The organism is Gracilibacillus sp. JCM 18966, assembly GCF_055392695.1.
The window spans coordinates 68,280-92,686 of sequence record NZ_AP043883.1; the positions used below are offsets into that span (position 1 = coordinate 68,280).

Genomic DNA, 24,407 nt, shown 5'->3' on the forward strand with positions numbered 1-24,407 from the left:
TATCTGTTCATATGATTAGTAACACGAAAAGAGTGTTTGTTACAAAAAAAGTATTTTTTTGATTGGATATTATTACTTTGGACATTTCTATATTAGTTTCCTAAACGTAAAAAAGACAAGGCTTAATACCTTGTCCAATACTTGGATCATAATATTTAATTATTTGTGTGCTTGGATTAGATACGGTGGTCAGGGGTATAAAACACCTCGTCAATTTTATTGTTAAAAGGTTTTAAATATAATATAAGCATCCATTCCGTGAAACTACGTTCTATTTTGCTATTAAATTAATGAAGTTACCTTTCTATCTTCACCCTTTAAACCAATCAAGTTAGATCTGTAAATTTCAAATTCACAAGAAAATACTATTTCGTCCCTTACGAAACTTTCAACTTCTACCGTTGTACGACGTTTTTCCAAATCTGTGCCTTTTACTTTCGCTTTCGCAATAATCATTTCATTTTGTTTAACCTGTTTTAGAAAATGGATGTTAGCCTTCGATGTTAAAGCCAATTCATCATTTATAACTGCTATCGCTAATGAATTAGCTTGTGCAAACAGGTAATGTCCTCGAACAATCTGATTACGACTAAACACATGTTTCTTTTCTTCTATTTCTAAAATAGATACTGCAGATTTCTCCAGTTCTAAATCAATAATCTCTCCGATTACTTCTTCAATAGGTAATGATCGAATCTCTTCCTTGAGATTATGATAGGCAATATCTTTTATGCGGTCTCTTAATCCTGGAATAGATAACTCAAGTCGGTCTAATCTTATGGTTTGTATACTTACGTTAAGTTTTTTTGCTATATCCTTATCCTTTATAAACGGAGTCTCCGAAATTAGTTGTTTTAGCAATGCTTGTCGTTTCTCTTTTTTCCCCATCATGTCACACACCTTTTGCATTACTTCTGGTTGGAGAGAACTTCGATTCCTACATCTATTGTTTTCTCTCTTCCCATAAAATTTAATAATATTTTCGCTCTATTTTTACGTTTATCTATCTTCCTAATAATACCTTCCATTCCTTTTAGAGGACCAGATTTAACCAATACTTTTGAATTTTCAATATATACTTTTGAAAAGTCAATGATGTCATCTTTACTAAGTAGCTTTAATAAAGGAATAATTTCTTCCTCATCTATCTTAGTAAACGTTTCTCCCGTATTTTTCGAATAATATCCGCCCCTGTTTACAAGTCTATAAAAGTTAGGTATCTTTTTAATTTTGTGGTAGATATAAGAATTCATATTAGTTTTTACTAGAACATAACCGGGGAATAAGTATCTTTTTACATGATAGACCTTACCTGATCTCCTCTCAGGAATCTTCCTTTTAGGAATGACCGAATCCAGTATGGTGTTATCAAAATTTAATTTAAGATTTTTTTGAACCTCTTCTTCCTTTCCAGACTCTACAAAAAGCGCATACCAATCCATCATAAACTACCTCTCTTTTGTTTATATTTAAATCTCACGCTCTGGGCATTTTGAAATGCAATAAACGTGAGTAAAACATCTTTTTTGAATTGAATGATGCTTTTGTCTCTTCCCACTTGGGAGATCTTTAAATAATTATTGTGTTATTTATTAGAGAATTGAAGTTCTTAAAAACTGGAATCATGCTTAACTTTTAAATAGTGGAATCATTTATGAAGTAACTTAGAAGAGAGTTTTTTATTTACTGGAAATGCTATTCATCGATATCTTTCCCATTAATATAACTGAAAAAATCACTTGGAGTTTTTTACTTATAAGACTATTTCTACATCAATTTACGATTTCCTCCTTTTTTTGATAAATTTTACACTTTTTTATTATACAAACATCAAATTGTACTTAGATTTTTTCTTTTTTCTTACATATTCTCTTGCACCCAGCCTTGATTTTCTACATACCATTTTATTGTTTTCTTTAGACCAAATTCGAGAGTATATTGGGGTTGCCAGCCCAATTTTTTAATTTTGGTTGCATCAATTCCATACCGGCGATCATGACCTGGACGATCTTTTACAAAAGTGATTAATGATTCCGGTTTTTCTAATTCAGCCAAAATCATTTTTACGATTTGTAAATTGGTCTTTTCGTTGTTACCACCAACATTATAAACAGATCCAACTTTACCCTTTTGCATAACCAAATCGATAGCCCGACAATGATCTTCCACATATAACCAATCACGTACGTTAAGACCATCCCCATAAATCGGCAAAGGTTTATGATTCAATGCATTCATAATAACCAATGGAATTAATTTTTCTGGAAATTGATAAGGGCCGTAATTATTGGAACAACGAATAATAGTAACAGGTAAACCATAAGTTTGATAATAAGAAATTACGAGCAAATCGCTGCCTGCTTTACTTGCAGAGTATGGGCTACTTGGGGCCAATGGAGTCTCTTCCGTAAATAACCCAGTCTCTCCCAATGAACCATATACCTCATCTGTTGAAATCTGTAGAAATCGTTCTACTGCGTATTTTTTTGCCGTATCTAGTAATATTTGAGTACCTAGGATATTCGTTTTTACAAAAATATCAGGATCGAGAATACTTCGATCAACATGAGATTCCGCAGCAAAATTTACAATCCTATCAATGCCCATTTTGAATATATCTTCTAGTAGAGCTCTATCCGTTATACTACCTTTCACGAAATGAAAATTTGGATTTTTTCTAAAATTAATTAAATGCTTATGGTTTCCAGCATATGTCATTGCATCTAGAATAATAAATTTATCATCAGGATGCTCACTGGACATATAATTTAAAAAATTACTGCCAATAAAACCTGCTCCACCAGTAACTAATACTTTCACTATTTTTCCTCCATTAAAATTCTAGAATACTTTCATCTATATTAGCTTTAGCAAACGGTTCATGATATTCGGCTAACCGAATTAGATATTTTCCATACTCACTTTTTTCTAAAGGAATGGCTAATTTAAGTAGTTTGTCCCTAGATATGTATCCTTTTCGAAAAGAGATTTCTTCTATACATGCAACTTTTAAACTCTGACGTTTTTCAATCGTTTGTATAAACAATGATGCTTCTATTAATGATTCATGAGTTCCCGTATCTAACCATGCAAATCCTCGTCCTAATAGCTCGACCGTCAATTGATTGGACTCTAAATATACCTTATTCACATCTGTAATTTCTAACTCCCCTCTTTTGGATGGTTGGAGGGTTTTAGCGATATCAACGACTTGGTTATCATAAAAGTACAATCCAGTTACAGCATAGTTTGACTTAGGATAGGGTGGCTTCTCTTCAATAGACAGAACAGTACCATCATTATTAAATTCAACCACACCAAATCTATTAGGATCACTGACATAATATCCGAAAATCGTCGCTCCCATTTGTTTTAAAGAAATTCTTTCTAGTATTTTAGTAAAGCCATGTCCATAAAAAATATTATCTCCTAATATTAATGCTACATGATCATTGTTAATAAATTTTTCCCCAATTAAAAAGGCTTGTGCAATTCCATTAGGAGAATCCTGTACGGCATAAGAAAGATTAATTCCAAGATGTGAGCCGTTCCCGAAGAGTTGTTCGAATCTAGGTATGTCTTTAGGAGTAGATATGATAAGAATCTCACGAATTCCAGCTAACATCAGTACTGATAAAGGGTAATAGATCATAGGTTTATCATATACTGGAAGTAACTGCTTAGAAATGGATTTGGTTAATGGATAAAGTCTTGTCCCACTGCCACCAGCTAATATAATTCCTTTCATTTGATATACCAACCTTTTCTATCCCTAAATATTTTTTAGTGTAACCAATGAACATTGCATCTTAAATGTTGAAATATCGGTGGGCTCACGCAAATTATTTCCCGGGTAAGAATTTCTTACCCGGCTAAACTATTCCACCGGTTTTTCACCAACGGCTAGGCACAATTGGCGGACAATGGCATGATGCTTATCTTGCACCATCTTTCTCCAGCCAACGGAAACCTTTGCAAGATCTTTACTGGATAAAAAACCATCCTTCATTAACTTATATGGAATACCTACACCTTCTGATTGAAAGAACATTTCATCCCCTAATAAACTGCTATGAGCATTGACAATATCAAACTGTACATTGGAGAACCCACCATCTTTTAAAAGGATCGGCAATTCCCTTCCAATTTTAGGATTGCCTCCTTCTGCAAATCTTGCCTGACAGTAGGCATCATATAACTCCCTTAAACCCGGAACAGGAGGGTAGGTCATAATATGCATTTCAAAATCATTATCCACTACCATTAACTTTCCGCCTGGCTTCAATATACGGTATATCTCCTGAACCGCTTTTATCGGTTCGGGTAAATGTTCCAACACCAAGCGAGTAATGGCAACATCATAGCTGTTATCCTCCATTCCTGTTTGCATAATATTACCTTCATGAACTTGCCATTTTTTTTGGTTATTTTCCCTTAAATAATCTTTGGCATAATTGGCTAACAAGGGGTCAATCTCTAGTCCAGTTACATTTGCTTGTGGGATATGGTTTAATAGCTTCTCTATCAAAAAGCCTGGACCAGAACCTAACTCAATAATCGTTGTTGCGTTTGCCAATCCATGCTCTTGATAGTGCCTCCATTCATTATCCCAAAATAAATTAACCTGCGCCTTTAACCGTTTTATTTCACCTTGAACATCATTAGCTATAGAAGCAATCTGATAAGAACCCGACGAATTCATCATTTTTCTAGCAGGAAAATGGGATATTCCTGCCTTCCCCCCTTTCAAGAGATGCTAATAGATGCAAAAAAGATATATTTAATCTTACTATCATCCAGAAAGATTAGTTGCTTGAAAGTTTTGAATGTTCACTATCATTGGGAGTGGGATGTTGATGTTTGACTTGGGGATAATTCTTGATCCATCTCATTTTGTAGTCGCTTTAAGCTGAAGGCAACAAATGCCACAGAAACAACTGCTGAGCAAAAATCTGAAATCGGTCCAGAAATGAATACTCCTTGGATACCTAAAAATTGTGGTAGAATTAGTAACGCAGGGATTAGGATCACCACTTGTCGGACTAAGCTGAGAAAAATGGATTGTTTGGCCTTACCTAATGCTTGAAAATACCCCGCCCCGATAATTTGTAAACCGATGAGTGGAGTAAAGAGCAGGAAAATCACCATCGCACGACCACCGAATTCAACTAATTCTTCATTCTGGTTAAATATAGAAACTAGGCTTTCTGGCATAAAATAAATAAAAAGAGAAGCAAACACGGCAAAAACGGTGGATAATGCAAATGCCGAAACTAGCATACTTTTAACTCTTTTATAGTTCTTAGCCCCGAAATTATAGCCAATAATTGGCTGAATTCCCATGCTAATACCCCAAATCGGGAGCATAATAAAGGTTTGTACTGCATTAACGACATTCATTCCTGCAATTGCCGTACTTCCACCATACTTTAACAGGACATTATTCAACACAATCATCTGCACGCTGGTCGCCATCTGTGTAATAAAGGATCCTACTCCCAAAGCAAAGATTCGCCCGACCAAAGTTCCGCTAAGCCGAAGGTTTTTTACACGAATTTTTAATACACTTTTACCTGTAAAAAAGTGAGACATTACCCAAATGAAGGATATCAATTGAGAAATTGCTGTTGCCAGAGCTGCACCTTCCATTCCCCAATCAAAGCCAAAAATAAAGATAGGAGCTAAAATGACATTAAGTATAGAACCAATCAACAAAGTGAGCATCGATTTTTTGGGATTACCATCAGCCCTGAGAAAATTATTCATGCCCGATCCCACGATCATAAAAATACTGGCTATGAGGATTATGCGCGTATAATCTGCTGCAGGTGTCAATATTTCTTCATTTGCACCAAACGCTGTTAGAACGGGCTCCAAAAAAATCCAGCAGAGAACCGTGAATACTACGGAAACCGAAATTAAAAGAGTTAATGCATTCCCCATTACTCGCTCGGCTTCTTCATTATTTTCCTCTCCTAGGCGAATAGAAGTCAGTGCGGTTGCACCTGTACCTATAAGATTGGAGAAGGCCATAATCGTCATCATCACTGGAAAGGCTACAGCAATGCCGGCCATCCCAATGTCACCCACCCCATTACCAATAAAAATCCTATCAACGATATTATAGGAGGCACCAACAAATAAACCGATAATCACAGGTAATGAATAAGTAAAGAGTAACTTAACTGTATTTTCCTCAAGCATAGCTTTTGTTTTGTCCATATTTCTCCCCCGTTTTTTAAAAATTTTTTATTTCAATAAAATGATATTTCTTCATAATCAATATCGTAAATTAGGCGTCCTACCTCCTTCATCCGGGCCTCATCCAACTGTTGCATAAACTCCATATATTTTTCCTCCCACTCCTCACTTGCTTCTGTACCGTCAGCAACAATGTCTAGAAACTCACGATCATCCCCTCGTAATTCTTCATAAAAGACAATTTTAGCAAAAATAGCCAATTCAATATCTCCGAATGTAGCAAAAAGCGCATCATATTCGTCACCAAATAAGCTCCCCGAATTTAGTAAGTCTAAATAATCATGGAGAGAAACGAAATGATCCCGAATGATTCGAACTTTTTCTTCCAGATTGTCGCTTTCCATGATCTGATCTACCAATTCTCGCATTTTCATATCACTCATACGATCATTCTCATTTAACATTAGTACCATTGGTTTTTCGCGTTCTTCCTCTTCTCGAATAATCAGCATTTCAAAATTACCAATCTCGGTTGCGTTGTTTACCCTTTGAATTAATTCATCGCGATACAAATCGATATAATGGTTAAGTGCTTGATCCGTTTGAAGCTCCTCCTGTAATCTGCTAAATGCTTCATGAATTAACCTGATCCTTTGATCCGCATCACATGTTGTAAACATTCGGTTCAACTGTTCATATTGAAAATCAGAAATTCTAACCTCATTAGCCTTTCCTCCGGCAAGCAGTGAGAATACAGCATTGTTTATGATTAATTCAAAGATATTAAAAAGCTCAATCTGATAGTTAAAGCGGTGTTTTTTTCCGAAATTTTTCAACACATACATTAAATCTGAATGACTAAATAGATGACAAAATTTTGTCTCCATTAGCAATCGTTCTAGATACTGTTTCATATAAAAAACACCTTGAAGTCGCATATCATCAATGGCTAGAGGATAGTCAATACTTGCCATCGTATTTTGGGCTTCAAAAACAATATCATAATGGTTCATAAAAACAGGTAAGGATTCATCGATGGTCATATTATAAGCATCCACTGGGACATCTAGTTGCATCTCTACTACCTCTCGATACAGCTGTTTGGACTGTTCAAAATACTGACTAAGTAATTCTAGGCCTTTTTCATGTATTTTTTTTACACTGTCGGTATTTAAATGAGAAATAGCCTCTTCTGGTTCGTTAAAATGAAGGGTATAGGCATCCATGGCATACATCAGAGAAACCATAATCCCTTGTGCTTTATCCGATGTCACGGAAGTACTTTCCCCTTGGGTATGCTTCCGTATTAATTGCTGCAGGATCTGCATAATCTCTATCTGTATCTGGTAAACCTTCTGACCTGTAATAAGCCCCACCCGCTGTCCTTCATATAAAAGAGACATGGTATATTGATTTCGCGTTAACTGTGAACGATCAATCTTAATATTAGAAATGGAGCGTTTACCATCTTGCGAGTTATCTAATTCCATGTTTTATCATCACCTTCAAAGGAGGACTCATTACTTAACAAATCCCTTCTGAAATTTTCTGCGAGTTGCTCCATTCTACTTCTTAATAGCTCTACCGATCCAGCACAGGGTCCATTAAAATCCTCCATCATCTGATGAATAAGTTTCACATCCCCGATCTTATCTTCCGTTTCATTTCTAAGATGATAAAAAATCTCCTGAAGATCGTTTAGTGTCTCCACATAATGTTCCTGGTTCATATAAGGCGAGGCAGCAAATACTTCAATTAATTCCTTTAACACTTCGGTGCTTAATTCGACTCGTGCATAGTCATGAAGGACTTTATTTCTAGAGGTAATCAGTGTTTTGACATCATTTGGTGTAAGAACAAGGCCGTGTTCTTTAATTTTTTTATTTAAATCGAGTAATTCCGTCATTGTTTTCGACTGAGGAGATAGTTGGACGGAATTCAAAAAACGGGATAAATCCATAGCCTTTCTTCCTTTCTATAAACTTCTAAAAAATGTGTTGACTTTTACATTAAAATATGATATGATTATAGTGGAGCATTTTAATGTATTGTATTATGAATTTATCCCATTTGTTTACATATGTCAATAGGTTTATTCATCTCATTACATAAACGAACCCCCTGTTTGTGATTCTAACAGGGGGTTATTGCTGTCATAGACCTATTATGAGATATTTCTTTCCTCCTTAAAAATATTTAAAATCTCAACGGCTTTTTTATAGCCGCCCGCTTTCTCAAAAGAATGTTTGATTCTTCTCAAATTGTCACGATATTGGCTCTTTTGCACGGAGTCGAGTGCTTCTCTTAATATATCTGAGGTTAATGTTTCTTTATCTAGCGTTATGGATGCCCCCAGCCTAGCAAACCGATCAGCCATATAAGGTTGATCCCCACCAATAGGCAGCACTACAAAAGGAATTTCTTGATAGACTAAATCACTTGTGGTATTTAAACCGCCATGCGTAACAGCAACCTGTGTATATTTAAGTATCTCATCTTGGGGAACATAATTTCTCATAATCACATTATCTGGAATATCAAATGGAGAAAGATCCGTATTATAGGCAGTGATGACTACAACGGTGTCTTTTTCATGACGAAAGGCTTCAAAAAATATGTTGTAAACATCTAAATTCACTTTATTAAAGGCTGTTCCTAAGGAAATATAGATCACTTTTTTATCTTTCAGTTGATCAAAGGGAAAATCCATCTTTTCCTTTAATGTACTAACAGGTCCACCAATAAATCGAAAACTTTCATCATAATCGACGGGATTAGTAACAAAGTAATCAGAAGTGTAGGCAATATTCAGGTCGGCATAATGTGGGGACATCCCCATTAAATTTGGAACTTCTATACGATAAGCCTCATTCATCCTCTTTACCATGGTTTTGTATTCTTTAAAAGCTGGATGATCATACATTTTCTCCATTCCAGCCATATTTTTATTTGCTGGCAATAATTCTTCAGGCCTAGCGAAAACTGCATGAGAAGCGACAGTTGGAACTTTTAAAATTTGACCAATGATATGACCAATAGGATACATGGAATCATAAATGAGGTAATCAATGGATTCATCAGCAATTTCATCCAAAATATGATGAACCACCTTTTCTGTTGATAACACCATCCTTAAAGCTATATCAAAAAATTGCTCATTCTTCTTCAGATGAGAATTTTCTTTGGGTAGTTTGGCATGCTCTCCAAGACTTCTAAAAATTGCTCCCGTTTTAGCAATCTTCTTCTGATAATCATCTGTACAAAAGTAAATCACTTCGTCTCCTTGATCGACTAATTCCGTCACCAAGCCTAACGTTGGATTCACATGGCCATGTGAAGGTCCATTTAAAAATAATACCTTTGCCATTTATACCACTCCCCTGTTATATTAAAATATTAATGACGTAATCCCCGAGCCATCACTTGGTCTAATTGCTTTCTTAAATGCTCCATTCCTTGTCTTGTGGCATCTATTGCATCTAGCTCTCCTTCATATTCAAAGGAACAATATCCCTCATAACCATCTGATACCATTTTGGTAAATAGCGACGAATAATCCATTACCCCTTGGCCATGAGCCACTGATTTTAAATATCTCCCATCTACAGACTGGGTCTCCGTTTCCTCTGTTACGAACTGCCAATCTTTTAAATGGACATTCACCGTGTATTTTTTTAGCATTTCATAGGCTTTAAGAGGATCCTCTCCTGCCACTAACATATTGCCATAGTCAAAGGTTAATTTGAGTCCAGGGACTTGATCCAAAATATTTGTCACTTCAGCTACACTGCAAAAAGGGGTCTGGAGTGCAGGATAATTTTCAATTGTTAGCACAACACCTTTCGATTCGGCATAAGGTGTAATCTTTTGTAATGCAGAAATAATGCGTGGTAGCCCCTTTTGTTTATCTTCTTCACTGGCAATAAACTGTGGAATAGCCGGCACCAGCATTACCATTGGTGCGGAAAGCTCCACTGCCTTATCAATAATTTGCTGACAGAGTGCTATATTGTCTGAATGGGTATCCTCCTGCTGTACTGCTAAATCAACAAAGGCATTGATACATGAAATCTTCATCTGATGATTTTCCAACATTGTTTTAATTTCTCCGGTTGGCCGACTAAAATCAAACATCAATAACTCAATCGCATCAAATCCTTCATTTTCGGCAAATGCAATAACATCCTCCAACTTCATTTCTCCAGAACGCATCTTAGAAACTAGTGAATATGTCATTAAACTAAATTTCATTTTACCTTCATTCCTTCCCTTTATTTAAACTATTATTATTCATACAATTTCTTGCATAACGACACAATATCCGCTTGTGAAGCCGGATCGAACAGTAGTGTCATATGGCTAGTAGATTCTACATCTAACAGGTGAAAACGAGGGAAAACCCTCACCCACTCCTCCCAATAACTTGTATGATCAATACTAAAGTCATCTCTATCCGTTGTCATATAGGACATAAGCTCACCATAAAATAAACCGCTTTGATTTCGGACATAATAGCAAGTAACCTCGGAAGCATTCGGCAGGGTCGATAAAGTGTACTGCTCTATTTCAAATGCCTCCTGCATTCGTAAATGCCGCAGAAACAAATCCAATAATGCCTCCTCCGATAACGTTAAAGAAAGCCCTCGTTCTCTTCCAAGTCGGATTAGTTCTATCAAAAATGACTTCTCATCGTTATACTCAGGAATTTCTTTGTTATGAATCAGGTTTTTCAAAATGTGATCTGCTTCCTTCTTGTTACGATTTAACAATGCCATATTAACTGCTTGCAAGGCTTTGCTTTGAGGACTGAGCTGTATTTTTTCCCAACTAGAGAGATCAGGAGAATCTATCAATACCAGAGTGCTAACGGTCTCTCCTGCCTCCTGCAGTTGACGGATGACTTCATAGGCCAATACTCCTCCTAAAGAATACCCACCTAAATCATAGGGACCTTTCGCCTGCTTGCTTTGGATTATTTTGACATAATAGGCGGCTATTGCTTCCACTCCTTTTATAGGAGTATGTTCTGTCAAATGTCCTTTCGCCTGTATCCCATAAAATGGTCGTTTGCTTTTTTCTGCAAGCATTTGAAATCCTTCTACTCCTCCACCTTCCCCGTGTATCCAAAATACCGGTCTTCCACTAAAATGCTGATTCAAATGAAGAAGTTCTGGAAATTTGGATGTGGCAGAGGCTACATGAAACGCTGGCATTATTTTTTCCATCACTTCTGGTCGATTGACAAGGGTTTTCTCTTGCATCACCCATTCTTTTTCTACTACCTTCGTTAAGTCTTCCTTTAGGTTTGTCACCATATGTTGCTTTAACAGTGTCAAGGATTCCCTCGGCTTCTCGGCCAATTCTCTCGCTAACTTAATTGCATAAGGCAAGACATCCTTTCTCGGAAGAACAGGAACCAACGCCCCTCGCTCGGCCAGTTCAGCACCCTTGAAATTTTTTCCGGTAAATAAAAACTCCTGTGCCAAAGGATGACCCAAAACACGAGGCAAAATCAACGTTGCTCCATCACCAGGTGTAAAACCATAACTCATATGATTACAGGCATATTTACTTTCCCGGCTCATAATAACAAAATCACAAAACATACCTAGGCATAACCCTCCTCCCAAGCCATGCCCTTGCATTGCTGCAATAACGGGAATATCACACTCCATCGACAAACTATAGAGATGAAGATCCGTCATTTTCGCTTTGCCCTCATACAGTGCCAACAAACCTTCTTGTGTGCCACCACAGGCAAAATACGTATCATAACCTGTAAGGATAACCACTTTGCAATTTGTATTGTTTTTTAACGATTCAAAAGCTTGCATAAGACCAGAAATCAATTCTGTAGAAAAAGTATTTTTATGTTTACGATCTTGCATGGAAACCTGGACAATCCCTGGTTCAATCTCTCGACAATCGACGACTGAATCTTGTAAAGTTAAGGCTTCTTTTTCCTTCCGTTTTCCTTGATCACCCCCTTCCTCTTGAGGTGATTGATCTAGAAAAGTCGCAAGCTCATTATAAGCTTGTTGAACAGTAATTTTATCTGATTGAAGCGCACGAAATATTTCCTTTGTATCCATAAATGCCATTCCTCCCCTCATTTCCCAAATAGATTATGAATCCGTTCCCTTACTTCCTGTTGGTGAAAGGTTTTTTCATGCATGGTCACTTCTTGTTCGATAATGGAAGGTAATTCCTGACGTATCGGAGCAACTAGGTGATTTTTTAAAAGAACAAGGGAATACCTTGGTTTTTCAGCAATCTCACGTGCTAATTCAACCGCATGATTTAATACCTCTACTCGTGGCAGTACAGGAAATGGCACTCCCCTCTTTTCAAGATCAGCTCCCCTATAGTTAGCGGAAGTGATTAATAGCTCCTCAGACAAGCTGATACCTAGTTTTCTTGGCAAGATACAAGTGGCCCCCATACCCGGGGTAAAACCATACTTCATAAAGTTAGTTGTATAGACACTTTCCCTGCTTAAAATAACAAAATCGGCAAATAAGCCCATTATGAGACCACCCCCGATTCCATGACCTTGCATTGCAGCAATAACCGGAATATCGCAATTCAATGCCAAGCTATAAACATTTTTATCTGTAAACTTTTCTTTACCTTCATGAATGGCCAATAAACTTTCTCGTGTCCCTCCTGATGCAAAATAGGTATCATAACCAGTTAAAATCACCACTTTATAGGTTTGATTGGCTTGTATTGCATCAAAGGCATCAATCAATTCGTCAATTAATGCCTTTGAAAATGTATTTTTGTATACATCATCCTGCATCCTCAGCAATACAATTTCCGGTTCAATCTCTTCAATGTGCACAACAGACTTCATCTATTCCCTCCTCTCATCCCTATATCACTCCCAAGGAAATTTTCCTGTTTCAATATAACGGTAAATCCCTGCCAAATTTTGTTCGTCTGAAAACATTTCTTGATTCGCTTCCACAGCCAGTGATTTTTGTTCTTGCAACGGGCTATAAAGCTTATGTACATACTGTTTATACCGTGTAATGGCTGTTTTGGTTAACGGTTTGAGGCGAAGCAGATGTTTACGTAAAAGTGACTTGCTATTATCCTCAAAGGCATCAACTAATCCCCATGCATCTGCCTGCTGAACCGTAAAGGTCTTTGTCATGATCGTCAAATAGTTGGCTTTTGCAACACCTATTCGACGAATTAGAAAGGGAAGTACTGCTGCAGGGAAAACCCCAAATAACAACTCTGATAAACTAAATTGAGCATTACTTTCTGCCAATACAATATCACTTGCAGCCACAAATCCTATTCCTCCTGCGTTAACCCGCCCTCTGACATGGGAAATGGTAATAAAGGGTCCAGTGGCTAACCTTAACCACAAATCATATAACCGTTCTGGGTTTCGCTCACGTATTTGCCCACTTGCCATCGTGTCATGCAGTTCCTGAAAGTCTGCACCAAAACAAAAGACATCTGGTAATCCTTCTATTACCACAACGTTGATCGATTTCTCATAACAATCAAGTACATGATGACATTCCTCAATCATCTGGTCATTAATGGTATTATTTGCTTTTGGACGATAAAGCTGCAAATAACAAATAGCTTGTTCTATCTGGACATTCACCGTTTGATAGTCCATTATAACCACCGATATTTTCTATGGAATTCATGAATTTCTTCTAATACCAAAAGACCTTTATCCTCACTCAGCGATTTCGCCCCCGGAATAAGGTCAAGATCCAGCTTTACATTTCGTGTCCCAAATTTAACCTCATTGCTTCTCACTAACAGCTCTTCATACTCTTCCATCGTTAAATGGTAACGATTATTCAATTGTTCTTCGACCCTAAACTGTCTAAGTTTTTCTTGACCTTGGGGTGATACAATACCACTATAAAATTCTGAACAACAGCCAGATCCATAGGAAAAACAACCAATCCGTTTTGGTGAATCAAATCGGCCCTGGTCAATGGTGCTTAATAGGGACAAGAGAACACTTCCCCCCATAATATTCCCCACCCTTTGCCCATATTTCAAACCTGGTAAGACACGTTCTTCAAAATCCATTTCAATTTCTTGGGATTTCGCTTTAACCATTTTTCGCATCATTGTTCGATGGGCACCTTTGACCATTCCACCAAAAGGGGTATGATAGCAGAGATATTGAAAGGTTTGTTGATAATCTACCTCAGCAACTCTCCGTTGATATTCTAAAAAAGTCTGTTCACAACAATCCAGATAAGACAACAAAGACAAATCTGCATTCCCTGCTTCACTGTCTGGTATGGGCCGGCATGTATCCATTACCTCATATCCATAATAGCCATTGGCACCTACATCTACCTGAAACAAATAAGGTGTCTCACTAATCAACATCGCAACAGCTCCCGCTCCACCACTTGGTTCCGCATAGGACCAATCTTGAGACAATTCCTCACCACCTTCAGCTACTAAAAATCGTGAGATATCACTGGCAATCACAAGGGCTTTTGCCCCAGGAGAGGTTTGGGCGAGAATAAATTGAACGGCCATTTGCAAACCAGCCGTGCCTGAATAACATGCCTGCTTCAACTCAAACATACGACAATTACGATTTAGACCTAAGTAATGATGAATATAAGTGCTCATTGATTTACCAAAATCAATGCCAGATTCTGAACAGGTGATCAATAGCTCAATCCGATCCTTCTCCTCTGGGGATAGCCCATCGACAATAGGTTTAGCTGCATTTACCCCACATGTGATGGGATCTTCGAATGGCAGAGCCACAGCCTTCTCCTTCATTAGTAAATTCTCAAAGCGTGTCAAATCTAATCCCCTATGTTTTGCTAATTCCATCACATCCAAATAAGTTGTTCCTCCAAAAGCGTTCATTGCTTCAATTCCAACTATATTCATGTTCTATCCCCTCCAGTATCATCTTTCATTTTTGAGACAAACAGCGGTATTCACTCCTCCAAAACCAAAACTTAGATTAAGTGAATGGTTAATGGACACCTCGTTTTTTCCTTGGCGCACCCAATTAAAGAATTCATTTATCGGGTTTTGCAAATTGCGACTTGGATGCAATTGTCTTGCTTCCATTTGTAACAGTGTGGCAATTAATTCCACTATCCCAGCTGCACTTAAGCCATGTCCAGTAATCGATTTGGTAGTATTGATATAGGCATGTGGCAGTCCACAGTCGATTAACGCTTGAAGCTCCGTTTCATCTCCTATTAGAGATCCGGAACCATGTGGATTAATATAATCAATCGAATCAGGGAGGAGATCCGCCTGCTCCAATGCTTGTTGAATAACAAGCATTTCTCCTTCCCGTGAAGGATTAGGATTTCGGTTACCATCCATTCCCCTAGCCCAGCTCAGAATTTGAGCATAAGATGGAATGCTTCGTTTTAATGCTGTCTCTCTTCGTTCAATCACTACCGCTCCACAGTTTTCCCCATAAATAAATCCATCTCGGTTTTGATCAAAGGGGCGGGCAGCCTTTTCAGGCTGGTGGACATAGAGATCCGTTCCCATTGCCCCTAGTGACCGAAAGGCATGGCACTCGATATACGAGATATCCATTAATGCACCTAGCGCAATACAAGCATCCACCTTTCCGGATAATACTGCTTCACATGCCTGGATTACAGCCATCTGTCCACTAGCGGAAGAGCCACCAATAGTATAGGCTAGACCTTTAATATCAAATTGTTCTGTACACCAACCACAGATATCACTATCCATGAAGGACATCCCATAGGTGGGTGAAATAAAATGCGGTTTATCATGATAATGATCATAAATGTGCAGCATTTCCCTTTGTTGTACATTGGACCCACCTATAATAAGCCCAATCCTTTCAGCAGGTATGTGAGCTAACTTCGCCTCCTGCCATGCTTCCATCAATGTCAGTAAGGCCACCTGACTTGTTAAAGATGCCCTCCTCCACTGCCTTTTGGTATTCTCATCTGGAAAATTCAATTGATCTATTTCAGCTCCGATAAAATCTATCTCTTTTTTCCTACCAGGACGTTTCATTTGATTGAAGACATGCTTTCCCTCTAGTAAAGCGGAAGAAAAGTCCAATTTCCCTTGACCGATAGCAGATAAGATACCAATGCCAGTAATCACTAAATCATTTTTCATTTTTTAATATCTCCCCTTTGCAATAACTGATCAGCTTGCTCTATATCGATTTCACCAGCCTGTACACTTTTAACAAGCTGTTGCAAATGGAGTGGTGATGAATTATCTAATTCATTTTCCATCGATAATTGACTCAGTATAAAATCTGCAAACTCACGAAGATAAGGGTATTCATAGATACTATTAGCCGTAAGAGTAAGTCCATATCGTTCATTAATTGCCTGAATCCATTCCACACCAATAATGGAATCTAACCCTAATTCAACAAGCTCACTATCCAATTTAATCTCCTTCTTATCCATAGAAAGAGATTCTGCCAAGCTTTCAACCAAGTATGATATTACCTCTTCCGTGTTATTTAAAGTCGGTGAATCGTTGGGCTTATCTATCGGTTCTATTGGTAGAGTAGAATCTATTTTTGACTCGTTCTCTCCATCTATCGCATCCTCCGCAAATCCTGATGAGGATTGCGCCAAGGCTGTGGCAAATTTACGAATATTAGGAAATTCGTAAATGCTATTAGCAGTAAACGATGTTTGGTATTGGTTATTTACTGCTTGGATCCATTCTACGCCAACGATGGAATCCATCCCTATTTCAATAAATGGCATATCACGATCGACATTCTCTTGATCCAAATCTAAAACTTCCTTTAACAGCATGGCTATCGATTTTTCAATCTCCTCGATGTCACTAGTTTCCGAATGCTCATTCCCCCTTGATTTATCTTTTACTCCAGTTAATTGGATCGATTCTGGTTTCGCTATAGGGACAGATGACCATGTATCTATCTCAGGTGTTGACAAGTGTTGTAAGGCATATTGTTTGGAAGCCTCTCCATGATCCTTCTTCGGTTCATTTCTTAAGGATTTTGTCGTCGGATCCTCATTTGGCGAAGGCGAATCGATCGTTTCCCGAATAGAGTAACGCATATCTGGTTCCTTACTTTCTACCCAGTAATTATTTCTCGCAAAGGGATAAGTTGGCATATGCAAACTTTTAGCATTCGTACCAAAAAATAAAGCCTCCGAATCTATTTCATATCCCTGACAATACATCGTAGCTAACGCCATTAAGTTCTCTTGATATTGTTGAGGGTCTTTCCGTGCATCTTTGTTCTGTTCTAATAAACTAGTAATATATTTCATTAACGCTGTTTGACTCGTAAACATCGAAGGTACCACACCATGAAATAGATTAGGTGTATTTTCTTTATTGATGGCTCGCTTTAAAGCATATAGTGCGTCTTCCTTTTGATGAACGATCATTGCCCATCGATGACGAAAATGCTGGCGACCATGTAAAAGGGTATAACTGACTTGTAAAAGATCCGCCTTCTGCCCCTCCGGGCCTTCCAAATAGGCGATTAAATCGGTTACCTTTTCAGCCAACGCCTCTTCGGTCTTTGCCGACAGTGCCAACAAATAATATGGGAGCGATGTTCCCTTCTCGTCCCGTTCCTCTTTTGAATAGCTCTCTACTACCAAATGCACATTGGTTCCACTCATTCCAAAGGCGCTTACTGCTCCTCGACGAGGTTTTCCCGGGCTGTCTTTCCATTCTTGATTGGTCTTATTGACATAAAAAGGGCTATTTTCCCATTGAATATATTTATTTTCCTGTTCACAGTGCAAGCTAGCTGGAATAGTTTCATGTCTTAAAGCCTGCACCATACTAATGAGACTCACCAGTCCGGAGGCCGCAAAGGTATGTCCAAAGTTGGTTTTGGTGGACGTAATCGCACAAAACTCTTCTTTTTTCGTATAGCTTTGGAAGGCATCCCGTAGGCCATTGACTTCCACTGGGTCTCCCAACCTTGTCCCCGTGCCATGGGTGACAATATAGGATAAGGTTTCCGGATCAATACCATACCGATCATACACCGAACGGTAAAGCTGGGATTGGACCACCCCGTTCGGGGCGGTAATACCGTTGGTTTTGCCATCATAGTTCATACCACTCCCCCGGATTACCGCATAGATCGGATCTTGGTCCGCTTGCGCTTGTGAAAGGCGCTTAAGCACCACCGCTGCCACCGCTTCTCCTGGTACCATCCCATTTGCACGTTCATCAAAGGCATAACATCGCCCATCTGGGGATAACATGCCAGCTTGATCAATCGCTTCTAGCGTCTGTGGCAGGAGCACTAGATTCACCCCAGCGGCAATGGCTGTGTCACAATCCCCCATACGTAGGCTTTGACACGCCTGATGCAATCCGACTAATCCAGAGGAACAAGCGGTATTGATCGCCATATTCGGGCCACTAAAATTGAGCACATAGGAAAGCCGTGCGGCCAATATCGCATCATGATTAGAGGTAATCGGACCATCGAAGCCACTGAGATACTGGTAATCGCCATTTTCTACCCCAACAAACATGCCAATCTGTTGACGCGCTAATTGCTTTTCCCCATAGCCTGCATCCTCTAATGCTTTCCAAGCTTCCTGGAGTAATAAACGCTGGCGCGGGTCCATGTTCTGCGCTTCCCGTGGAGAAATCCCAAAAAACGTGGGATCAAATTCCCGTACGCCTGGCACCATGCCGAGGCGCCATGGTTCCCCCTCTTCCGACCAACGGGTCGTTGGTTGAACCTGCTCTTCTCCTTGGACCAGATGCTCCCACAGTTGCGCAATATTTCGTGCCCCAGGAAATCGGCCACTCATCCCTATCACGGCAATAGGTTCCGTATCTGGCTGGGTTGGTGCCGCTGGCACCTGAGGAGCGGATGGAGATTTTCGTTCCTCTAGCTTTTCTGATCTGACTGGCTGAGACGATTCCTTCGGCGCTGGCTGGTCCTCGGTTGATAAATGCAAGGATGGCTTTTCCCTTGTCGTCCCTTCCCTGTAAAAGTCGGCCATGGCTTCTTTGTGTTCCGTCATATAATAGTCCGTCAACTTCCCTAATGTAGGGTAGCCAAAAAAGAGAGCCGGGGTAATCTCCACCTGATAATGATCGGTCAATTGTTCGGCAAAGGTGGCTAAGGTAATCGAATCAAAGCCAAAGTCCGCCAGGTTACTCTCTACCTGCAATTGGTGCCGCGGGATTTGTAATAGCTGGGACGCGATTTCCTTTAAATCCCACTCTACACATTGGGGGACACTTAACCCCTTCATTTCTTCGCGCCTTCCTTGCCCGGCTGGCACATCCAAGACATCAGGTTGCTTCGGTAATGGCTCCACTGTCTCCGGCTGGTCTATCCCTAGAAATCGGTAGACTCGCTCCGGTTGACCAGCCAGAACCAAATGCTGAGTGGAGGACTGACCGAGTAAGTGCTCAAAAAGAGCGAATCCTTCCTCTGTTTCCAAGGCTCGTTGGCCACTAGAAGCGAGATAGAGATGGGTCTGTTCCTCGTCTCCTAGCCCCATTCCCCCTTCTTTCCATAGAGGCCAATGGATCACGAGCGTCTTCCCAGGGTATATTGCTTGCCTTTGATCAGCATAGGCCAGGAGGAAACGGTTAGCGATCGCATAATCTCCTGCCCCCATATCTCCCAAAATTGCCGAGGAGGAGGAAAAATAACAGACAAAATCAAGGGATTCCGAGGCGAAAACCTCATCCAAGACCTGGACCCCTTGCACCTTCGGAGCTAACACATGTGCAAAATCAGCCGCAGACTTTGCCAAAAGAGGTGCTGTACTCGCTACCCCCGCCGTATGAATGACCCCGTCGATTCCTCCGAATCGAGTCTTAGCCTCTGCAAGGACCGCTTCCATTGCCGCTCGATCACAAACATCCGCCTGGCAGTACACCACTTGGCTGCCTGTTTCTTCCCATTGCTTGATCTCCGCCGCTAAGGAATCGGATAACGGGGACCGTCCTGTTAACACCAAATTGACAGATCGCGAGCGAGTGAGGTTAGCCGCCAATGAACGGCCTAAACCCCCTCCACCGCCGGTGATAAGATACGTACCACCTTCTTGAATCTGCCCTTCCCCTTCCGTGATATCCGTCGACTTTATTCGGCAAACATGCCGTTTTCCTCCGTCATAGAGCACACTCTCTAGATCAGGGGTTCCGAGCTCGTCCGCGAGCCTATCCAGCCACTTCGTTATGTCCAGCGCTTCGGAGGTGGCTTTTTGTAGGATTCCTGCGACCTCCATCTGAGGGAACAGGAAACCCAGGGATCGCTCCCAGCCCATCCAAGATTCGAGATAGCTGCGTTCCAGGGGACTCGTCCACTCCCCTGCCCAGACGAAACGGGCTGGCTTCGCTTCCTGCGTTGCCTGGAATAGGTGGAAAAGGGGCCTATAATCGCTTAGGAAGTGCGGTTCCTCCAATGGCCACAGATAGAGTAAAGCAAAGCCCGTCCCCCAGTCAGCCGCTATGCGCTGAAGGGTTTGGCGGTAAGCCGCTCCATCCTCTCGAGGGAGCTGGTAAGAATGGGCATTTTCCCGAGAAGCTGTCGATCCTTGCGCAATAAAAATGACCTCTGTCCCAGGATAATGGGTTTGAAGGCCTGTACGCCATAATGATTGATAGCTAGGATCAGATAGAAAGCAGACCCACACCTTCGGTGGGGCCCATCGCTCATCCGGTAGCTCTTGTTGTTGCCAGTTTTCCGCAAATGTCATTAACCGGGTTTCCTCCGCCGATTTTCCTATCGCTTCCGCTACTGGAGTCTGGGAGGAATCGGACACAAAAGAGGCTTCCTTCGTAGGAGCCTTAGCCGTCTCTGGTTGCGGTACCCAATACCGATCGAGCGAAAACGGATACGTAGGCAGGGGCACCCGACCATATTGACCTTCCGTAAACAGAGCAGGATAATCTAATTCATATCCCTGAACATATAAATCGGCCACGGTGGATAGATTGTCCTTATAGCCTGTATCCGACGTTTGACATTGGTGAATACATTGATTACCGAGCTGTTTAAAGGCTGGTTTCTCTCGTTGCTCTTGATTTTCACTTACATAGACATCCTCTGCGTGATCTTCATGAAGCCAGGCTAATAATGCTTGTCGGGCAGTTACTAAATCGGAAGCCACACAGGCAAGACGGTATTTAAAGTGTTGACGACCAAATAAAAGGGTAAAGCTAATATTACCACAATCTCCAGATTCCTCACGCTCACAATAAGTAATAAATTGCTCCACCTGTTTTTGTAGCCCTTCCTCGTTACGGGCAGATAAGACAAAAAGGTAAGCTGGTTTCTCCTGATGCTCCAAAGTCCTTTCTGGTGCCTCTTCAATCACCATATGAGCATTCGTCCCAGTAGCTCCAAAGGAACTAAGGGCAGCCCGTCGTTTAATACCTGGTTTGACTTTCCACTCTTTTAGCTCAGTATTGACCAAAAAAGGACTGTCCTCTAATCGAATATTAGCGTTCTCCTTTTCAAAATTCAGTGATGGAGGTATTTGCTTATGGGATAGAGACAATAGAATTTTAATAAGACCAGATATACCCGCGGCTAACTGTGTATGACCAATATTGGTTTTAATAGAACCTAGGCTACAGTAGCCCTTTTGATCTGTAAAGGAACGGAAAGATCTGCTTAAGCCTTGAAATTCAATAGGATCGCCTAATTTAGTTCCTGTACCATGTGCCTCTACCATTTGAATTTCTTCTGGGTTAATATCGAACGTTTCGTAAACGGACTCTTCTAATTGCTGCTGTGATCGCAGACTAGGTGCCGTAATTCCATTAGTCGTTCCATCCTGATTCATACCCGACCCTCGAATAACACCATAAATGTGATCTCCATCCCGGAGTGCATCATCTAGGCGCTTGAGTACGACCGCTCCCACTGCCTCACCTGGTACCATTCCATCGGCCCGGTCATCAAAAGTAAAGCAGCCCCCCTGTTGCGAAAGCATCCCTGCTTTATCCGCTAATAGATGATACTGAGGAGTATTATTAATATAAACACCACCAGCTAACGCCATTTCCGTTTCCCCTGACCATAAGCTTTGGCAGGACATATGAATGGCCACCAAAGAACTAGAACAGGCTGTATCAATCGCAACCGCTGGTCCCTTCAAGTTTAATAGATAGGCAATTCGGGCAGGTATCGCTGAATTCAATGCTCCCCACAACGCTTGGGGTGGAGGTGAGTCCATAAATAAGGAGGTATAATCCCCACCACCACAGCCAACATATATGCCACATTTGCGACCTTTCACACTTTCACCAACATAACCGGCGTTTTCCATTGCCTTCCAGGACTCTTCTAAGAATAATCGTTGTTGCGGATCCATATATGTTGCTTCCATTCCCGATATATTAAAAAAGAGGGGGTCAAATTGGTCGATATCTTCCAAATAGGCACCATAGTCACAAAATTTAGCATTCTCCTCATAATATTGAGATAAATCCCAACGAGTGACCTTTTTCACCAGATTTTCGCCTTTCATAAGATGTTCCCACAAGTCATCTACCGTTGGAGACTGAGGAAAACGGCCACTCATTCCAATAATAGCAATGGGTGCTTTTTCTTTGTCCTTAGATGATGAATCTAACTCGGTAGTCGGAATTGTCGATCGTTTAGTGTAACCGTTTGTCCTAACTTTAGAAGGGCTCGGATGGATCACTTGCTCTGGTTTCTCCTCCTTTCCCTGTGGTTCGGCTACCTCAACTCTAGTAGCGATCTCTTCCTTGAAGTTTGAGGTAATATAATCTGTTAATAATTTAACAGACGTATAATCAAACAAATCCGTTGTCTCTAATTCTATCTCCAAGGCTTCATTTATTGCTTGTATGAGTCGAACCCCAATAATGGAATCAACACCATATTCTGCAAAAGACAGCTCTTTGTCTATCTTACCCGGGTTCATCTTAAGAGCATCAGCTACCTGCTCTAAGACCATATCCGCAATATACACTTCCACTTCAGTAGTAGATGTAGATGGTTCACTTGAAAACTTAACTAGTTCTTTATCCTGCGGTTTCTTCTTCTGTAAAGTCTCGCTAGGCGTTTTTACCAAACGGATCACACCATCACTTTCTGTTGCAATGATTTGTTGACCCAAATCGTGCGATGCCTCAGCCGGAAATAAAACAGAACGAAACCCTTCCTCTTCCAATACTTTTTTCCATGTCTCAGGATATAAACCAGGACAGCCAGGAATGCGTAAGTCATCATCATACAACCACCAACCATCAGTTAGACCAAAGGTTAAATGGGTAAAAAGAGATAATTGACTTATTTCATTGATTAATAATAATCCATTTTTACGTAATAGAGTTTTTGTATTGATTAGAGTTCTCTTTATATCTCGAGTGGCATGGAGTACATTTGCTGCAATGACTACATCATAATATCCTTGTCGAAATCCTTGTTGCTCAGTAGATTTCTCTATATTAAGCGTGTGATAGGTTGTATATGGATAGTTTTTATGAAAGGTACTCTTTGCCATTTGCAAAAAAGCCTTTGAAATATCCGTATAACAATACTCTCCAATCGAGTCCTGAATTGGGGCCAGCTTTTTAAAAATACCTACACTGGTACCACCAGTTCCAGCTCCAATCTCTAATATGTTGATCTTGACAGTTGGATGCTGCTGGCGTAATAAATTACAATAGTTTATTAACATGGTGGATAATACATCATTAAAATAATCAACTACCACATTATTTTTATAGATTCCCTCTACCAACTCAAAGGAAGATTTGGGAAACATAATATCCGTAGCCAGTTTCTTACCTGTGAGAATATCTGGCAGGGAGCGCATCATTGTCTCGACTAAAACCACCTGAGCACGAGTGTTGTCTTCCGTTATCCATGGCTGTTTTTGTTCATCCCATTCCTTCCAAACTATATCCGCTTGTCTTGGATCAGGATCTTTCACAACACCTGTTTCACCATTCCACGTTAGATAGTTCTTCTCTTCTAAAAAGCGGATGCTTACTTCTAGCCAATTTTTATACCTTTCATGCAGCCCATATTGTTCCACTAATTCTAATAGATTAAATTGCTTGTTTGTAAACAACCCTATTGACTGTAATTGTCGTAAGAGGAGCTCACAATACATCCGTTCCAACTCTACCATATCCAAACCTCCTGACTCATGAAAAGATCACTTTCATCATTGACTATCATCGAACTCTCTTCCTATACTCATCCTTGACAT

The 24,407-nt window shown here is 40.1% G+C and carries 16 protein-coding genes and 1 pseudogene; all 17 read right to left on the minus strand.

Going from position 1 to position 24,407, the window contains the following annotated elements; translation table 11 throughout:
* Nucleotides 1-282: 282 nt before the first annotated feature.
* The 17 genes and pseudogenes from fapR to ACZ5N5_RS00485 all read right to left on the minus strand — a co-directional run bounded on the left by fapR (nt 283) and on the right by ACZ5N5_RS00485 (nt 24,326).
* Nucleotides 283-891, minus strand: coding sequence for a transcription factor FapR (gene fapR, locus ACZ5N5_RS00405; protein WP_464373806.1), 609 nt, complete (start codon nt 889-891; stop codon nt 283-285).
* Between the two features lie 17 nt (nt 892-908).
* The gene (gene loaP, locus ACZ5N5_RS00410) at nt 909-1,442 is read right to left on the minus strand and encodes an antiterminator LoaP (RefSeq protein WP_109985212.1); all 534 of its coding nucleotides are present in this window, start codon (nt 1,440-1,442) and stop codon (nt 909-911) included.
* A gap of 418 nt (nt 1,443-1,860) precedes the next feature.
* Nucleotides 1,861-2,820, minus strand: coding sequence for a dTDP-glucose 4,6-dehydratase (gene rfbB / locus ACZ5N5_RS00415; protein WP_464373053.1), 960 nt, complete (start codon nt 2,818-2,820; stop codon nt 1,861-1,863).
* A gap of 13 nt (nt 2,821-2,833) precedes the next feature.
* A complete protein-coding gene (rfbA, locus tag ACZ5N5_RS00420) occupies nt 2,834-3,748 on the minus strand; it encodes a glucose-1-phosphate thymidylyltransferase RfbA (protein ID WP_109985204.1) in 915 nt (304 codons plus the stop codon).
* Between the two features lie 129 nt (nt 3,749-3,877).
* Nucleotides 3,878-4,705 carry a class I SAM-dependent methyltransferase gene (locus ACZ5N5_RS00425; RefSeq protein WP_464373054.1) on the minus strand — a complete coding sequence of 276 codons (828 nt, stop codon included), beginning with the start codon at nt 4,703-4,705 and terminating at the stop codon, nt 3,878-3,880.
* Between the two features lie 131 nt (nt 4,706-4,836).
* Nucleotides 4,837-6,222 carry an MATE family efflux transporter gene (locus ACZ5N5_RS00430; protein WP_109985203.1) on the minus strand — a complete coding sequence of 462 codons (1,386 nt, stop codon included), beginning with the start codon at nt 6,220-6,222 and terminating at the stop codon, nt 4,837-4,839.
* A 32-nt stretch (nt 6,223-6,254) separates the two neighbouring features.
* Entirely contained in the window at nt 6,255-7,691 is a 1,437-nt protein-coding gene (locus ACZ5N5_RS00435; protein ID WP_109985202.1) for a DUF6179 domain-containing protein, read from the minus strand.
* Complete coding sequence (locus tag ACZ5N5_RS00440; RefSeq protein WP_054860959.1) at nt 7,682-8,161, minus strand: DUF6323 family protein; 480 nt, start codon at nt 8,159-8,161, stop codon at nt 7,682-7,684. Before ACZ5N5_RS00440 ends, ACZ5N5_RS00435 begins: the two co-directional genes overlap by 10 nt.
* Before the next feature lie 204 nt (nt 8,162-8,365).
* Nucleotides 8,366-9,568: a macrolide family glycosyltransferase gene (locus ACZ5N5_RS00445; RefSeq protein ID WP_109985201.1), complete on the minus strand. Its 1,203-nt coding sequence runs from the start codon at nt 9,566-9,568 to the stop codon at nt 8,366-8,368.
* Between the two features lie 29 nt (nt 9,569-9,597).
* Nucleotides 9,598-10,452, minus strand: a complete 855-nt coding sequence (locus ACZ5N5_RS00450; RefSeq protein ID WP_109985200.1) for a sugar phosphate isomerase/epimerase family protein — start codon at nt 10,450-10,452, stop codon at nt 9,598-9,600.
* 35 nt (nt 10,453-10,487) lie between these two features.
* Nucleotides 10,488-11,426: a thioesterase domain-containing protein gene (locus tag ACZ5N5_RS00455; RefSeq protein WP_464373807.1), complete on the minus strand. Its 939-nt coding sequence runs from the start codon at nt 11,424-11,426 to the stop codon at nt 10,488-10,490.
* A pseudogene (locus tag ACZ5N5_RS00460) lies at nt 11,415-12,089 on the minus strand (polyketide synthase); the annotation flags it as partial. The gene ACZ5N5_RS00455 and the pseudogene ACZ5N5_RS00460, both read right to left, overlap by 12 nt.
* A gap of 221 nt (nt 12,090-12,310) precedes the next feature.
* On the minus strand, nt 12,311-13,057 hold the full coding sequence (locus ACZ5N5_RS00465; protein ID WP_109985199.1) for a polyketide synthase: 747 nt from the start codon (nt 13,055-13,057) through the stop codon (nt 12,311-12,313).
* Nucleotides 13,058-13,081: 24 nt separating this feature from the next.
* Nucleotides 13,082-13,843, minus strand: coding sequence for an enoyl-CoA hydratase/isomerase (locus ACZ5N5_RS00470; RefSeq protein WP_054789200.1), 762 nt, complete (start codon nt 13,841-13,843; stop codon nt 13,082-13,084).
* Nucleotides 13,843-15,102, minus strand: coding sequence for a hydroxymethylglutaryl-CoA synthase family protein (locus tag ACZ5N5_RS00475; protein ID WP_464373055.1), 1,260 nt, complete (start codon nt 15,100-15,102; stop codon nt 13,843-13,845). The genes ACZ5N5_RS00470 and ACZ5N5_RS00475 overlap by 1 nt, the downstream gene beginning before the upstream one ends.
* 18 nt (nt 15,103-15,120) lie before the next feature.
* Entirely contained in the window at nt 15,121-16,338 is a 1,218-nt protein-coding gene (locus ACZ5N5_RS00480; RefSeq protein WP_464367768.1) for a beta-ketoacyl synthase N-terminal-like domain-containing protein, read from the minus strand.
* Nucleotides 16,335-24,326: an SDR family NAD(P)-dependent oxidoreductase gene (locus ACZ5N5_RS00485; protein ID WP_464373056.1), complete on the minus strand. Its 7,992-nt coding sequence runs from the start codon at nt 24,324-24,326 to the stop codon at nt 16,335-16,337. The genes ACZ5N5_RS00480 and ACZ5N5_RS00485 overlap by 4 nt, the downstream gene beginning before the upstream one ends.
* Nucleotides 24,327-24,407 lie beyond the last annotated feature (81 nt).

Excerpts from the sequence above, each read along its gene's own strand:
- ACZ5N5_RS00425 (WP_464373054.1), bottom strand. The coding sequence starts at position 4,705 with ATGATGAATTCGTCGGGTTCTTATCAGATTGCTTCTATAGCTAATGAT.
- ACZ5N5_RS00435 (WP_109985202.1), bottom strand. The coding sequence starts at position 7,691 with ATGGAATTAGATAACTCGCAAGATGGTAAACGCTCCATTTCTAATATT.
- ACZ5N5_RS00430 (WP_109985203.1), bottom strand. The coding sequence starts at position 6,222 with ATGGACAAAACAAAAGCTATGCTTGAGGAAAATACAGTTAAGTTACTC.
- ACZ5N5_RS00485 (WP_464373056.1), bottom strand. The coding sequence starts at position 24,326 with ATGGTAGAGTTGGAACGGATGTATTGTGAGCTCCTCTTACGACAATTA.
- ACZ5N5_RS00470 (WP_054789200.1), bottom strand. The coding sequence starts at position 13,843 with ATGGACTATCAAACGGTGAATGTCCAGATAGAACAAGCTATTTGTTAT.
- ACZ5N5_RS00480 (WP_464367768.1), bottom strand. The coding sequence starts at position 16,338 with ATGAAAAATGATTTAGTGATTACTGGCATTGGTATCTTATCTGCTATC.
- fapR (WP_464373806.1), bottom strand. The coding sequence starts at position 891 with ATGATGGGGAAAAAAGAGAAACGACAAGCATTGCTAAAACAACTAATT.
- rfbA (WP_109985204.1), bottom strand. The coding sequence starts at position 3,748 with ATGAAAGGAATTATATTAGCTGGTGGCAGTGGGACAAGACTTTATCCA.
- loaP (WP_109985212.1), bottom strand. The coding sequence starts at position 1,442 with ATGGATTGGTATGCGCTTTTTGTAGAGTCTGGAAAGGAAGAAGAGGTT.
- ACZ5N5_RS00450 (WP_109985200.1), bottom strand. The coding sequence starts at position 10,452 with ATGAAATTTAGTTTAATGACATATTCACTAGTTTCTAAGATGCGTTCT.
- ACZ5N5_RS00440 (WP_054860959.1), bottom strand. The coding sequence starts at position 8,161 with ATGGATTTATCCCGTTTTTTGAATTCCGTCCAACTATCTCCTCAGTCG.
- ACZ5N5_RS00445 (WP_109985201.1), bottom strand. The coding sequence starts at position 9,568 with ATGGCAAAGGTATTATTTTTAAATGGACCTTCACATGGCCATGTGAAT.
- ACZ5N5_RS00465 (WP_109985199.1), bottom strand. The coding sequence starts at position 13,057 with ATGAAGTCTGTTGTGCACATTGAAGAGATTGAACCGGAAATTGTATTG.
- ACZ5N5_RS00455 (WP_464373807.1), bottom strand. The coding sequence starts at position 11,426 with ATGGAAAAAATAATGCCAGCGTTTCATGTAGCCTCTGCCACATCCAAA.
- ACZ5N5_RS00475 (WP_464373055.1), bottom strand. The coding sequence starts at position 15,102 with ATGAATATAGTTGGAATTGAAGCAATGAACGCTTTTGGAGGAACAACT.